Source organism: Brevibacterium sp. 239c (assembly GCF_900169365.1).
Classification (GTDB): domain Bacteria; phylum Actinomycetota; class Actinomycetes; order Actinomycetales; family Brevibacteriaceae; genus Brevibacterium.
The window spans coordinates 55320-70108 of the sequence record NZ_FXZH01000015.1 but is presented as its reverse complement, the minus strand read 5'-3'; the positions used below and the strand labels follow the sequence as shown (position 1 = coordinate 70108).

Here is a 14789-nt window from a genome sequence, read left to right as displayed (position 1 = left end):
GATGTACGACATCACTGCAGCCGGAGCGGAGCTGGGTCTGCCGGAGCCAGAGGATCGATTCCTCGACCGGGAGCTGAGCTGGCTGGCGTTCAACGAGCGTGTCCTCGACCTCGCCTCCGACCCTGATATGCCGCTGCTGGAGCGGGTCCGATTCCTCTCTATCTTCGCGACCAACCTCGACGAGTTCTTCATGGTCCGCGTCGCCGGTCTCAAACGCCGCATCAACACCGGACTGGCCGTGCCCAGCGTCACCGGCCGGATGCCGCTTCAGGTCATGCATGCGATCGGGATCCGCGCCCACGACCTCATGACCCGCCACGCGGCCCTGCTCAAGGACGACATCGGCCCCCGCCTCGATGCGGAGTCGATCACGAAGGTCCAGGTGGACGAGCTCACCGAGAATGAACGCGCCCGCGTCGACGAGTTCTTCGCCGGACACGTCTTCCCCGTCCTCACCCCGCTCGCAGTGGACCCGGCCCACCCGTTCCCCTACATCTCTGGACTCTCGCTCAATCTCGGCGTCCTGCTGCGCTACCAGGACTCCGGCAAGGAACTCTTCGCCCGGGTCAAGGTGCCGCCGCGTCTGCCCCGATTCTTCAACGTCGCAGCCAATTCCGATCGTCCCGTCGGTCGCGATGTGCCCGCCCGCTTCGTCGCGCTCGAGGACATCATCGCCGAACACCTAGGCACGCTCTTCGAGGGCATGGAGATCATCCATCACTCGACCTTCCGCGTCACCCGCAATGAGGACGTCGAGGTCGAAGAGGACGATGCGGAGAACCTCCTCAAAGCCCTGGAGAAGGAGCTTCTGCGGCGTCGCTTCGGACCAGCCGTCCGCTTGGAGATCACGGAGAACATCCACCCCCGGGTCCGCGAGATGCTCAAGGACGAACTCGGCATCGACGAGCCTGAGATCTACCACCTGCCCACCCCGCTCGACCTCTCCGGAATGTCCGATATCGCCGACGTCCCGCGCGATGACCTGCACTTCCGCAAGATGGTCCCGCAGATGAACAAGGACCTGTCGCTGCGTGAGTCCAGCGATCAGGTCGACGTCTTCGCGGCCGTGGGCAACCGTGACATCCTGCTCCACCACCCCTACGATTCGTTCTCGACGAGCGTGCAGGCCTTCCTCGAGCAGGCGGCGGCGGACAAGAACGTGCTCGCCATCAAACAGACCCTCTACCGCACCTCCGGGGACTCCCCGATCATCGATGCCCTCGTCGACGCTGCGCAGGCAGGCATCCAGGTGCTCGCGGTCGTGGAGATCAAGGCCCGCTTCGACGAGGAGGCCAACATCACGTGGGCGCGCAAGCTCGAACGCGCCGGTGTCCACGTCGTCTACGGAATCGTCGGACTCAAGACTCACGCGAAGCTTTCCCTGGTCGTGCGTCAGGAGGCCGAGGGTCTGACACGCTATTGCCACGTCGGCACCGGCAACTACCATCCGAAGACCGCGCGCGGTTACGAGGACTTCGGGCTGCTGACCAAGGACAAGAACGTCGCCGATGACCTGACGAAGCTATTCAACCAGCTCTCCGGCTATGCGCCTCGTGCCGAGTACTCGCGCCTGCTCGTCGCCCCCACCCGGGTCCGTTCGGGGCTGATGGACCTCATCAACAAGGAGATCGACATCGCCGAGGCGGGCGGTGCTGGCATGATCCGAATCAAGGTCAACTCCATCGTCGACGAGGCGATCATCGATGCCCTCTACATGGCCTCCAAAGCAGGAGTTCACGTCGAGGTCTTCGTCCGCGGCATCTGCGCTCTGCGTCCCGGAATTCCCGGATTGAGTGAGAACATCACCGTCCGGTCCGTACTGGGCCGATTCCTGGAACATTCGAGGGCGTTCGTCTTCGGCAACGGCGGCGATCCCATCGTCTACATCGGGTCAGCGGACATGATGCACCGCAACCTCGACCGTCGCGTCGAAACCCTCGTCGAGCTCATCGCTCCGAACCACAAGGCCGAGGTCATCGAACTCTTCGACCTCGCCTTCGCCGACACCACCTCGGCGTTCGACCTTGCCGGGGACGGCAAGTGGACGCGCAGCACCCACGACGATCAGGGCAAGCGTCTCACCGAATACCAGACGGAGCTCATCCGCCGTCATCGCAAGCGTCGACAGATCGGGGAAGAGGAGTGAGCCCGAAATCGGTCGGTTCCGCGCAGGCGTCTTCACGCGTCACCGCCGATGTCCTCGCCGCTGGTGCTCTGTGCTGGCGCACGGGCGGCGAAGGGCTCGAGGTCGCACTCATCCACCGTCCCCGCTACAACGACTGGTCGTGGCCCAAGGGCAAGGTGGAGTCCGGCGAGACCCTTCCCGAGACTGCAATCCGCGAGGTCAAGGAGGAGACGGGACTCGACATCTGCCTCGGCGTGCCCCTGCCGACCGCCGAATACATGGTCGGCGGGAAGAACCTGAAGAAGGTCTTCTACTGGTCAGCTCAGATCAAGGGCGAGCACACCTTCGCACCAGTGAACAAACGCGAGGTCGACGAAGTCAGATGGTTTCCCGTCGCTGAGGCGCGGACGAAACTGACCTCCTATGCCGATCGCGACCAGCTCGACGCGCTGGAGAAGTTCGATTCGACCGACGCTCTGCGCGCCTGGCCGCTGATCCTCGTCCGCCACGGGAAGGCCTTTCCCCGAGCGAAATGGCACGAGACCGAGCATGTGCGTCCACTGCTGGCCTTGGGCACCCGCCAGGCCATGGCGCTGACCGGGCTGCTCTCGGCGTGGGGGGCGAAGAAACTGATCTCGAGCCCCTGGAAGCGCTGCATGGCCACCCTCGCTCCGCTGTCCGCGGCGACCGGGAAGTCCATCCGCAAGGTCTCGTGTCTGAGTGAGAAGGCGAGCACCGCGGATCCCGACAAGACCGCTCGATACATCGAGAAGCTGCTGGAGAAGGGCAAACCGGTCATCTACTGCACCCACCGGCCGGTCCTGCCGCTGATCCTTGACATCTATGCGAAGCACGCCCCCCAGCGCATCGCGGAGAAGCTGCCCCATGAAGACCCCTATCTCAAACCCGGTGAGGTCCTCGTCGCCTATGTGCGTCCGGGTCCGGTTCCCCGCATCGTCGAATTCGAGCGGTTCCGCCCGATCGACTCCTGAACGGCACCTTCATGTCGTTCCGACAATGATCCTTTCATAAATTCGGGTATCCCTGTGACCGAGCACTCCCCTGGACGTGAAGCCTTCAGGAGTCATTCACCTTCCGTTCACTAAGCCACTCCCCAGCCTTTACACACGATCCTTAGCGTGGGACACGAAAGATCGAGCAAGCTCGAACAGTGTTCTCATACTCGAAAGGCATCTTCGTGAAGCTGAAGCACCTGGCACCATCCGCTGCAATCCTCGCAGCCGGCGCACTCACCTTGTCGGCATGCGGTGGAACCTCTGCTACCGGAGAGGAAGCAAGCAGCGGTGGCGACAGCGACCTGCAGGGCACCCTCACCGGCATCGGTGCTTCATCGCAGAAGGCCGCGATGGACGCATGGACCGCCGATTTCGCCGCAGAGAACTCCGGCGTCACCGTCAACTACTCCCCTGACGGTTCGGGTGCAGGCCGTGAGCAGTTCCTAGCCGGAAATGCTCAGTTCGCCGGTTCCGACGCCCACCTCGACGACGACGAGGCCAAGCAGGGCAAGGAAGCCTGCGGCGCCGATGGTGCCTACGAATTCCCGGTCTACATCTCCCCGATCGCAGTGACGTTCAACGTCAAGGGCGTCGACGAGCTCAACCTCGCCCCCTCGACCATCGCCAAGATCTTCAAGGGCGATATCAGCAAGTGGAATGACAAGGCCATCAAAGCCGACAACCCTGATGCCAAACTGCCCGACACGAAGATCACGGCCGTTCACCGTGCCGATGACTCCGGCACCACGGAGAACTTCGCCGAGTACCTCAAAGCCACGGCAGAGAAGGACTGGGACGCAGAGGTCAGCGGAGATTTCCCGAAGGACTTCGGTGGTGAAGCCGCACAGGGCACCGACGGTGTCGTGCAGACCGTCTCCGACACCGATGGAGCCATCGGCTACGCCGACGCCTCGGCGGTCGGCAAGCTGAGCACGGCCAAGGTGAAGGTCGGCGACGAATACGTCGAACTCTCCGCCGATGCCGCGTCCAAGGTCGTCGATGCCTCCGACAAGGTCAAGGGCCGCAGCGAAGGCGACCTCGCCTTCGACCTGGCTCGCGACACCACCGAGTCGGGCGCCTACCCGATCGTCCTCGTCTCCTACCACGTCGTCTGCTCGTCCTACAAGGACCAGGAGACCGTGGACATGGTCAAGGCCTGGGAGAAGTTCGTCGTCTCCGAAGAAGGACAGAAGTCCGCAGCGGATTCCGCCGGCTCAGCTCCACTGTCGGACGACCTGCGTTCGCAGATCGAAACCGTCATCGATTCGATCAAGGTTGAAGGCTGATTCTTGGCCACTGACCTGCAGAAATGATAAGTCGAAGAGCGGCGCAGCGACCCTGCGCCGCTCTTCGGCGCCTAGGGATCTGCCCACCGGATCCACCGCAAGTTTCATGAGGAGCACTTGTGCCGACCAGCACACAGACCACAGTGTCCGGCCCCGCCGGAGCACCTGAACCGGACTCACATCCCGATTCCGGCACGGGCCAGAAGCCCAAAGCCGTCGTTCGTCCCGGTGACCGAATCTTCTCGGCCGCAACGCTCATCGCCGGCATCCTGATCCTGCTCATCTTGGCAGGCGTCGCCCTGTTCCTTCTGGCACAGTCCAAGGACACCATCGAAGCCCAGATCAACGATCCGAGCTCGATCACCGGCGGCAACGGATTCTTCTCCTACGTCTGGCCGCTCGTCATCGGCACACTGATCTCCTCCGCCATCGCTCTGCTCGTGGCCACCCCCTTCGCGTTGGGCATCGCGCTGTTCACCACACACATGGCGCCACGGAAGCTGGCACCGGTCCTCGGCTACGTCATCGACCTGCTCGCCGCGATCCCCTCCGTCGTCTACGGTCTGTGGGGGATCGCCCTGGCCGGCAACCTCACCGCGTTCTACCTGTGGCTGTCGAAGTGGTTCGGCTGGATCCCGATCTTCGCGCCCGATGCCGACGGCGCCGTGTCGAACACAGGACGCACACTGCTGACCGCTTCGCTGGTGCTCTCCATCATGATCCTGCCGATCATCACCTCCCTGACCCGGGAGATCTTCCTGCAGACTCCACGTCTGCAGGAAGAAGCGGCTTTGGCTCTCGGCGCCACGCGCTGGGAGATGATCCGGATGTCGGTGCTGCCGTTCGGAAAGTCCGGCATCGCCTCGGCGACCATGCTCGGCCTCGGCCGCGCACTCGGCGAAACGATGGCAGTGGCTATGATCCTCTCCCCCGGTCTCCTCACCGCATCCCTGGTGGTCAGCGGCAACCAGACCATCGCCTCTGAGATCGCGCAGAACTTCCCCGAAGCCGCCGGACTGCGGCTGTCCGAGCTGATCACGGTCGGCCTCGTCCTCTTCGTCATCACTTTGCTGGTGAACATGGGAGCACGCGCAATCGTTGCCAAGACCTCGGTGAAGGGCAGTTGAGAATGTTGACTACTACGAATAATTCGACGACCGCTCCTCGCACCCTCGCCTCCAAGCAGCTGCCCAAGGCCACTCCCTGGGTGGTGGCCGTGGCTTCGGTCATCATTGCGACCATCATCAGCTTCATCGCGTTCAGCGGCTTCAATATCCCGGTCGTCGCGGTCCTCGCCGGACTCATCAATGTGGTGGCTGTGTTCGCACTCTCCGGAGCCTACGAGGGCCGCCGCAAGGCCACCGACAGGGTAGCGACGACAGTCGTCACCTCGTCGTTCATCCTCGCCTGTGTTCCCCTCATCTCTCTGCTCTGGATGACCGTCACTAAGGGCGGAGCCGCCATCAGCTTCGACCTCCTCACCCGCACCATGCTCGGCATGAAGGGCGTCCTCGATCAGCAGTACGTCGCCGGTGAAACGACGATGGCAGGCGGCTTTTACCACGCGATCGTCGGCACCGTCCTGATCACGGTCATGGCGTGCATCATCTCGATCCCCATCGGCGTGCTGACCGCGATCTACCTCGTCGAGTACTCAGAGAAGAACAGATTGGGCAAGGCCATCACCTTCCTCGTCGACGTGATGACCGGCATCCCCTCGATCGTCGCCGGCCTCTTCGCCTTCGCCCTGTTCTCCACCATCGCGAACTTCATCATGCCGGATGCGGCAGGCATCGCCAAGACCGGATTCACCGCCGCGGTCGCGCTGTCCGTGCTCATGATTCCGATCGTCGTGCGCAACACGGAGGAGATCCTGCGACTGGTGCCGATGGATCTGCGTGAGGCCTCCTATGCCCTGGGCGTGCCGAAGTGGAAGACGATCGTCAAGATCGTTCTGCCCACCTCGGTGTCGGGCATCCTCTCCGGAATCACCATTGCAATCGCCCGCGTCATCGGCGAAACCGCTCCGATCATGGTCACCGCCGGATTCGCCAAGACACTCAACTGGAACCTGTTCTCCGGTTGGATGTCGACGCTGCCGACCTACATCTACGATTCGCAGCTGCGTCCGGTCTCTCCCGGCGATGCGGCACTGGCCAGTTCGGAGCGCGCCTGGGCGGCAGCCCTCGTCCTCGTCACTCTGGTCATGGTGCTCAACCTCCTGGCCCGAATCATCGCGCGAGTGCTCGCACCGAAGACAGGACGCTGATGAAGCGCTGAGACCCCGCCGGACCTCTTACTTGTTTCAGACATTCCACAGATAGGGAAGCACATTGTCCAAACAGATCGACATCAAGGATCTCGACATCTTCTACGGCGACTTCCGGGCCGTCGACGGTGTGCAGATGCAGATCAAGCCGCGCTCGGTCACGGCCCTCATCGGCCCGTCGGGCTGCGGCAAGTCCACCGTGCTGCGCACACTCAACCGGATGCACGAAGTGATTCCGGGTGCCAGCGTCTCCGGCCAGGTCCTGATGGACGGCAATGACATCTACGCCTCGGGTGTGGACCCGGTCAACGTCCGCCGTGAGGTCGGCATGGTCTTCCAGCGTGCCAACCCCTTCCCCACGATGAGCATCAAGGAGAATGTGCTGGCCGGGGTGCGCCTCAACAGCCGTCGCATGTCGAAGCCCGAGGCCGATGACCTCACCGAGCGTGCACTGCGCGGCGCGAACCTCTGGAACGAGGTCAAGGACCGCCTCAACCTGCCTGGTTCTGGGCTCTCCGGTGGTCAGCAGCAGCGCTTGTGCATCGCTCGTGCGATCGCCGTTGAGCCCGAGGTCCTACTCATGGACGAGCCGTGTTCCGCTCTCGACCCGATCTCTACCCTGGCCATCGAGGATCTCATCAACGACCTCAAGGACCAGTACACGGTCGTCATCGTCACTCACAACATGCAGCAGGCCGCTCGCGTGTCCGACAAGACCGCGTTCTTCAACATCGCGGGCACCGGCAAGCCCGGCAAGCTCATCGAGTTCAACGAGACTTCGACGATCTTCTCCAACCCCGAGAAGGAAGAGACAGAGAATTACATCTCCGGCCGCTTCGGGTGATCTAAGGGGCCTATGGGCTGGTGAAGAGCAGGGTGGAGGGCGTCCGAGGGCTACCGAGCTCCCGGCGAGGAGGCCGCAGTTCCCAGCGAGAATGCCCAACGGTTGGTAACTTCATCTCGATCCCGGCGCATGGATCGAGACGAAGTTACCAACCGTTGCCTGCTTTCACGGCCTGGAGTCACCCCGCGAGGGCGCCGTCTCTACGACTGCCGCATCGTGGAAGTCACACGGGCTGCGGGCCAGCGGTGACCACTACTCCCCACGAGCACGCCAGCTCTAGCCCGAGCACAATGCAGTCCCTTTGACTTCACGGTCGACAGCCTCACAACCGAAGTACATGATGAGAACTGCAATTGCGTTTTTAGCCGTACCGCCACTTAGCCGTACCGCCACTTAGCCGTACCGCCACTTAGCCGCACCGCCAATCGGCTGTGCAGATTGCTCAATCAGGAGAATCCCATGACGCGCTAACTCATCTCCAGCCTGTTCCATTCGGTCGACGGTGTCGCTTCCGCCCCGAAGCATGTCGCTTCGAGGACCCTGTCCCCTGAAGACCTCACATCGTCCAATTCGACGCTCATCACCGGAGATCCCGTTGACTATGTCAGGACGCTCAAGGAAGGCACCGGAGCAGACATCGCGGTACAGGGCTCACTGTCCATTGTCAGTCAGCTGCTCGAGGCGGGACTCATCGACGCACTGACCCTGGCCATCCATTCCGTGGTTGCCGGTGCCGGCCGTGGGATCTTCGATGGCGATGCACCCAAGCGCTTGTCTCTGACCGACGTGCAGAACACTTCCAAAGGCAACCTGCTCGTGACCAATGGGCCTCGGCAAGACTGAAGACTTCCAGCAGAACTGATCACTTCCGACAAGACTGATATCTGTTCGCCGGCCTGATAACCGCCGTCAACACTGATGTTTGTCGGCCAGCCTGATAGCTGCCGGCAGCGTCGAGGTCAGATTGATTGCCCTCTTCCTGCGCGTCTGAACATGGTCTGGGAGTTGCCTTCGCAATCAACCGAATGATCTTCCCAACAACACATCGCCGATATATCGTTATATATCGTCAGAGCGATACATTCAGACCTGGAGGTCATCATGAACGAGCCATTCAATCACGGAGGCTTCTCTCGCCGAGGCGGCGATTGGGGCGGTGCCAACATCTGGGAGGCAATGGAGCAGCTGCGCTCTTCCTTCAACCCCAAGCAGCCTTTCCGCATGAACCGCGGAGACGTCCGCGCCGGGATCCTCACACTGCTGGCTGAGGCACCCATGCACGGTTACCAGATCATCCAAGAGATCGAAGAACGCAGCGGCGGCAGCTGGAAGCCCAGCCCGGGATCGGTCTATCCGACGCTGCAGCTGCTCACGGATGAGGGACTCATCAGTGCGGAGTCCTCCAGCGGACGTAAGACCTATTCGCTCACCGAGGCCGGCCGCGAACAGGTCGATTCCGAGCAGGGGTCAAGTGCTCCGTGGGAGACGACGAAGAAACCCGAAGCGCCGAGGGCCGCGAATCTGGCCAAGGCAGGCGTCGAGTTGGCTCAAGCGGCAGCTCAGGTGGGCCGTTCCGGCAACAAGGAACAGGTCGCCGAGGCGGTCACCGTGCTCGAGGAGACCAAGCGCAAACTGTATTCGATCCTCGCCGAGGACTGACGCGTGAGGGAGAGAACCCTCCGGGCTCGCTACGGTCGGATCCTCCGCTTCGCCGCGGCTCAGATGGTCATGGCGTGGTGGTTCGAATTGACGCTGCCGCGGATCGGCCTGGGTCGGTTCGCGGCACGAGGCCGGATAGACCGTTGGCGTTCCACGGCCAAGCGATTTCGCACCCTGGCCGTGGAGCTCGGCGGACTGATGATCAAGGTCGGTCAGTTCCTCTCCTCAAGGATGGATGTTCTGCCGCCCGAGATCACCAAGGAGCTGGAGGGGCTGCAGGACGAGGTCGCACCTGTCCCGTTCGAACAGATCCGCACCCTGGCTGAGGCGCAGCTGGGGATGGAACTCAGAAATGCCTTCGTCTCCTTCGAGCCCCGCCCACTGGCTGCTGCATCCTTGGGTCAGGCCCATGCGGCCACGTTGAACCCGGAGGTGGCCGCGGAACTCGGATTCGCCGAGGTAGTCGTCAAGGTCCAGCGTCCCGGCATCGCCGATGTCGTCGGCGTCGACCTGCGTGCCCTGCGTCGGATCGCCGGGTGGCTCTCTCGAGTCCGGTTCGTCTCCCTCCGTGTCGATATGCCGGCACTGGTCGAAGAGTTCGCCCATGTCAGCCTCGAAGAGATCGACTATCTGCATGAGGCCGCGAATGCGGAGACCTTCGCCATGGACGCGGCTGCATCCTCGGCAAGCTCGGGGTCAGCGTCGGCAGCGTCTTCGGCGGCCGCATCGAAGGCTGCGTCCGCGTCGGCAGACACCGCTTCTTCTGCGTCCAGCTCGACCCGGGTGCAGGCTCCGCGGATCGTCTGGGAGCAGACCACGCCGCAGGTGTTGACCATGGAAGATGTCACCGCGATCAAGGCCAATGATGTCACTGCACTGCATCGAGCCGGGATCGATCCCCACGAGGTGGCTGCGGTCTTTGCGCATACGATGTTCGACCAGCTCTTCCGCAATGGGTTCTTCCACGCCGATCCTCACCCCGGCAATCTCTTCGTCACCCCCACCCACCCAACCACCACCTCGGCGAGTGCGAGCTGGCATCTGACCTTCGTCGACTTCGGGATGATGGGGCATGTGCCCGAGAACCTGCGGGCGGGCATGCGAGAGCTCATCATCGCCGTGGCGCTGCGGGACTCCCGCCGTCTCGTCGCCAGCGTCGAACTCATCGGAGTGCTGCTCGACGGCGCGGACACGGAAGAACTCGAACGCGCTCTCACAGGGCTCTTCGCACGGTTCGGAGGCATGGGGTTCGCCCAGCTGCGCGACGTCGACGAAAAGGAGCTGCGGGCCTTCTCCACGGACTTCGAAACGGTGGTGCGCGACCTGCCCGTGCAGCTGCCGGAGAACCTCTTCCTCATCATTCGCTCACTGTCCATGGTCTCGGGTCTGTGCAGTTCGCTCAACCCCTCGTTCAATATCTGGGAGGTCGTCGAACCCTATGCGAGCGAGCTGATCGAAGAGGAGAAGGGCGGCGCCGCCGGAACAGTTGCGAAAGAGGCGATCAACTTCGTACGCCTGACGCTGGGCCTGCCGGGACGCCTCGACAGCCTCGTGCAGAGGCTCGAGGATGGCGAACTTTCGGTGGCCACGCCCAAACTGGATCGGCGGGTCGCCGGCCTCGAGCTCCTCGCCCGCGGGGTGATCTCGGCCGTGCTGTTCACTGGTTTCGTCATCGGCGGTGCGGTGCTGCTGCCGACGACGAGGCTGGGCGGCGTGGCGCTGCTCATCGCCTCGGCGCCGGCGCTCATCTACAGTCTGGCCACCCTGGTACGACACAGGACGCTCAGCCGCCGACACCGCCGCCAGTGAAACCACACGGTCATCCTGCCCCACCAGCAGCGCACGCGGAATCGGCCCGTCACTGCCGCCGAAAAGCGCGGGCATCAAGTCGCCTGGCACGGTAGGCATAGGTCGCCCAACCGAGCGCCAGAGCCCACAGCGGGAACAGGAGAGTCGGGCCGATCGTCACCCAGTTGCCATCGATGCTGACACCGTTGAGCAGAACCGAATGGATCATGCCCATGCCTCCGGTGAACATCGCCAATGTGACGATGCCGGCGGGTATCGTCGCGAGGAGGATGGGCACACGTCGTCCTGCCAACGGCCCTGTCCAACGCGGAAATCTCTCTCCCCATCTCTGCACCAGCCCCAGGGTCAGCAGCGCTCCGAGCAGTCCGGCGATCGCCAAGGCGAGACCTGAATGCCACATCCCGACCTGGAGGCCTTCGGAATAGAACTCGGGGCTGAGGCCGAATGGGATACCCAGTGCCCACAGAATACGAGTGGATGCATAAATGACGGGAACAGCCACGGCCACGCCGACGGCGATCTTGGCACTGACTCGGACTGGCTGGCGACCCTCCGCTGCATTCACTGAGATCACCCCCGCAGTGGAGGCATCGGCTACAGAGGCATCCACGACCGCAGCATCGGCGCCTGCCCTGGAGCTTCGCCGGCGGCTCTCCAACGATGCCCACACCGCTATCCACAGCCCCGGGCCGAGCAGCATGAATCCCTGCCAGAGCACTGCGACGGGAATCGGTGGGAACTGCAGACTCAGCGTGTAGCCGAGGTACGCCAACACCAATGTGTCGGTGAAGACCACGGTGGTGACGAGAGTGAGGAAGACCGCGAAGATTCCAGCCGCTGCGACGGCTCTGCCGCGCAGTCGCGGCAGGGTCAGGAGGGTCGCTGCGAGAGTCAGGCTCAACAGCGCACAGGACCCGACCAGTGCTGCTCCAGCAGGGATGGAGAGATAGTCCAACAGCGTGTTGTATTCGCCCGGTTCCGCATGACCGAACGGAGGAAGCAGTAGTCCGCTCCCCCACAGCACGGAGACGACCAGCATGGTCAGAGACCAGACCGCGCTCAGGCCGATCATGATGACACCGAGGTTGAGCGGCTGCGTCGATTGAGATGGATAGGCTGACTGTGTATAGCTCTGTGTTGTCTTCATGCTTCAACGCTCGCTCCGAAGCCGTCCTGGCAGACTCCCCCGAACGGGTGAACGGCATCCCTCACAGGGTGAAGCATGCCCCTCAGGGGGTGATGAATCCCGATTCGAAGGCTCTGATCACGGCTTGAGTCCGGTCCCTGGCGCCGAGCTTGCCGAGCAGCGAGCTCACATAGGTCTTGACCGTCTCACTGCCGAGGAACAGTTCACCGGCGATTTCCACATTGCTCAGTCCGCGCGCCATGAGTGAGAGCACCTCCTGCTCGCGATCGCTCAGCTGGGCAACACTTGCCAGATCTTCGCGCCTCCCCGCCTCAGCCGCCATCTCACGCACCTTCTGCGGATACAGGAGCACTTCCCCACTGGCCACGACGTACACGGCGCGGATGAGTTCCTCCGGCTGGGCCCGTTTGAGGACGAAGCCATCGGCACCGGCACGCAGCGCTTCGAAGACGTAGTCGTCGCTGTCGAAGGTGGTCAGGATAAGCACGCGAGGAGGGTCCTGCCGCGCCACGAGCAATCGAGTCGCTTCGAGTCCGTTGAGCTGCGGCATGCGCACGTCCATGATGACGATATCGGGCTGCGTGCGCTGGACGAGGTCGATGGCGTCGGCACCATCGCCGGCCTCGCCGACCACTTCGAGTCCGATGTCCGAGTCGATGATCGCCGCGAGCCCGGCACGGACCAACGGCTCATCGTCGATGAGGACCACCCTGATGCTCATGTCTGCCTCTCCTCGTCCGCAACTCGTACAGTACCGCTGTCTGTCGGCAGCACGGCCTCAAGCGTCCATGAGCCACCATCTGCAGTCCACCGAACTTCCCCGCCGAAGAGCTCAACACGTTCTCTGATCCCCTGCAGACCACGGCCTGCACCCGCATTGCTCCTCGCACCACTGGTGTTCACCACGCAGGCGTTGCTCACCGTCAACGTCACGAATCTCGCATCGACGCTGATCGACACCGATGCCCCCGGGTCTGAAGCGTGGCGAAGCGAGTTCGTCAGAGCCTCCCGCACGATCCGATGCAGCTCGTGCGCCACAGCTGAAGACAATGAGACCATATCGCCGCTGATTCTCAGCTGAGTCGGGTGCCCAACTGACCTCGCTTCCTCGGCCAGGACCTCGAAGTCTTCGATCGTTCGCCGAGGTGGCTGTGCCGTTTCCGCACTGATGACGGTGCCATCACCTGCCTCCAGATCGGCCTCCGTGCGGAGCAGCGCGAGAACGTGGTCCAACTCGGCCACCGCCTCACGTCCGGTGCGGGCGATTTCGTCAACGGCCACCTCGGCGAGGGTGGGGTCTGTCTGCAGTGCGCGCTTGGCCACAGCCGCCTGCATCGTCGTCACGGTCAGCGCGTGGCCGATCGAGTCGTGGACCTCGCGGGCAAGCACCGTGCGGCGGAACCGGCGGGCCCGCTCGCGACCAGCGAGCTCAGCGCGGTCGGCCGCAGATGGGCCGAGAAGAACGAGCGCATAGTTCGGCAGGAAGTATCCCTCCACGACGATGACGGCGATGCACATCAGCAGGATTCCCACGGCGAGAGCCTGGATCAGCCCTGCAGGCAGCACGGTGGCTGCAGGGCGAGTCTCGGTTCCGATCAGACCGTTGGAGAGTTCATGAGCCTGCTGGGGATCGGCGCCTAGAACGATGGCGGCTGGGATGAGGACGACGGTCGTGAAGAGGAGCAGTGCGCCGGCGAAGGTGTGACCGAAGTAGAACAGGGCACCGCGCAGCCGATCGGCCGTTCGGGGCCGCCTCGGCGGGGTGGTGATTCTCAGTTCGAGCAGCTGCTCAGCCAGTGTGCGCTCGAGGGCGCGGATGACGGCGAGGAATGCCGGGACGCACAGCAGCACGAAAGCGATGATGCCGACGACGATGAGGGTCAGCGAATCGGAGCGGTTGCCGACCTGGTTCGATGCAGTCACGATCCAAATCACGACCGCCGCGTAGGGCACAGCGATGACGCCGCCGATCAGCAGGACCAGCAGCCTGCGCCACAGCTTTGCCACGCGAGCCTTCACCGTCACCAGACTACCGTCGCAGCACTCGATCAGCCCGGAATACCGGGTGCATTAGAAAACCACGGCAGAAAATCCTCGACCGAACCCATCCACGCCACAATCCGCTCCGAATCAGGTGATGTACGACGAGAGTCTTCGAAAGGATCGTCATGAGCACTCACACAGTTTCATCATCAGCTCACACTTCCCGCACCAGCGTCCAGATCGTCTCAGGCCTCTTTGGTGCCGTGTTCCTCCTGGTGGGCATCCTGGGCTTCATCCCGGGCATCACCACGGACTTGGACACGATGATGTTCGCCGGGCACCATTCGCAAGCCGCACTGCTGGGGATCTTCCAGGTCTCAGTGCTGCACAACATCGTCCACCTGCTCTTCGGCCTCGTTGGACTCCTCGGACTCAGATCACGTGGTTTGGCGAAGACCTACCTCATCGTCGGCGGCATCGTCTACGCGGTGCTGTGGATCTACGGACTTGTCGTTCCGATGGAATCGATGGGCAACTTCGTTCCGCTCAACACCGCCGACAACTGGCTTCACTTCGTCCTCTCGGTAGCCATGGTCACGACCGGAATCATCTTCGGCCGGAAGGCTCACACCGCGCCACGAAAGTGAGGCT

Annotated in this window: 13 protein-coding genes; 10 read left to right on the top strand and 3 right to left on the bottom strand. The window is 62.9% G+C overall.

Features of this window, described 5'->3' with window-relative positions:
- Window position 1: 1 nt before the first annotated feature.
- The 9 genes from BSP239C_RS14005 (at window position 2) to BSP239C_RS13965 (ending at window position 11008) form a co-directional block, all read left to right on the top strand.
- Window positions 2-2146, top strand: a complete 2145-nt coding sequence (locus tag BSP239C_RS14005) for an RNA degradosome polyphosphate kinase (protein WP_101573889.1) — start codon at window positions 2-4, stop codon at window positions 2144-2146.
- A complete protein-coding gene (locus BSP239C_RS14000; protein WP_101573887.1) occupies window positions 2143-3117 on the top strand; it encodes an NUDIX domain-containing protein in 975 nt (324 codons plus the stop codon). The genes BSP239C_RS14005 and BSP239C_RS14000 overlap by 4 nt, the downstream gene beginning before the upstream one ends.
- 206 nt (window positions 3118-3323) lie before the next feature.
- Complete coding sequence (gene pstS, locus BSP239C_RS13995; protein WP_101573987.1) at window positions 3324-4427, top strand: phosphate ABC transporter substrate-binding protein PstS; 1104 nt, start codon at window positions 3324-3326, stop codon at window positions 4425-4427.
- 236 nt (window positions 4428-4663) lie between these two features.
- Complete coding sequence (gene pstC, locus BSP239C_RS13990) at window positions 4664-5554, top strand: phosphate ABC transporter permease subunit PstC (protein WP_101573985.1); 891 nt, start codon at window positions 4664-4666, stop codon at window positions 5552-5554.
- A gap of 2 nt (window positions 5555-5556) precedes the next feature.
- On the top strand, window positions 5557-6696 hold the full coding sequence (gene pstA, locus BSP239C_RS13985) for a phosphate ABC transporter permease PstA (RefSeq protein WP_101573885.1): 1140 nt from the start codon (window positions 5557-5559) through the stop codon (window positions 6694-6696).
- A 64-nt stretch (window positions 6697-6760) separates the two neighbouring features.
- Window positions 6761-7540 (top strand): phosphate ABC transporter ATP-binding protein PstB, encoded by a 780-nt coding sequence (gene pstB, locus BSP239C_RS13980; protein ID WP_101573883.1) that lies wholly within the window; start codon window positions 6761-6763, stop codon window positions 7538-7540.
- 474 nt (window positions 7541-8014) lie between these two features.
- Window positions 8015-8383: a dihydrofolate reductase family protein gene (locus BSP239C_RS13975; RefSeq protein ID WP_257930224.1), complete on the top strand. Its 369-nt coding sequence runs from the start codon at window positions 8015-8017 to the stop codon at window positions 8381-8383.
- 258 nt (window positions 8384-8641) lie between these two features.
- Window positions 8642-9199 (top strand): PadR family transcriptional regulator, encoded by a 558-nt coding sequence (locus BSP239C_RS13970; protein ID WP_180959038.1) that lies wholly within the window; start codon window positions 8642-8644, stop codon window positions 9197-9199.
- A 63-nt stretch (window positions 9200-9262) separates the two neighbouring features.
- Window positions 9263-11008, top strand: coding sequence for an AarF/ABC1/UbiB kinase family protein (locus BSP239C_RS13965; protein WP_101573981.1), 1746 nt, complete (start codon window positions 9263-9265; stop codon window positions 11006-11008).
- A gap of 49 nt (window positions 11009-11057) precedes the next feature.
- Here BSP239C_RS13965 and BSP239C_RS13960 read toward each other — a convergent pair whose 3' ends face one another.
- From BSP239C_RS13960 to BSP239C_RS13950, 3 genes are all read right to left on the bottom strand, one after another.
- Window positions 11058-12155, bottom strand: coding sequence for a hypothetical protein (locus BSP239C_RS13960; protein WP_101573881.1), 1098 nt, complete (start codon window positions 12153-12155; stop codon window positions 11058-11060).
- Between the two features lie 82 nt (window positions 12156-12237).
- Entirely contained in the window at window positions 12238-12876 is a 639-nt protein-coding gene (locus tag BSP239C_RS13955) for a response regulator transcription factor (RefSeq protein ID WP_101573878.1), read from the bottom strand.
- Entirely contained in the window at window positions 12873-14174 is a 1302-nt protein-coding gene (locus tag BSP239C_RS13950; RefSeq protein WP_180959037.1) for a histidine kinase, read from the bottom strand. Before BSP239C_RS13950 ends, BSP239C_RS13955 begins: the two co-directional genes overlap by 4 nt.
- A 149-nt stretch (window positions 14175-14323) precedes the next feature.
- Between BSP239C_RS13950 and BSP239C_RS13945 the strand changes: the two genes are divergently transcribed.
- On the top strand, window positions 14324-14785 hold the full coding sequence (locus BSP239C_RS13945; RefSeq protein WP_101573874.1) for a DUF4383 domain-containing protein: 462 nt from the start codon (window positions 14324-14326) through the stop codon (window positions 14783-14785).
- The last annotated feature ends 4 nt before the right edge of the window (window positions 14786-14789 follow it).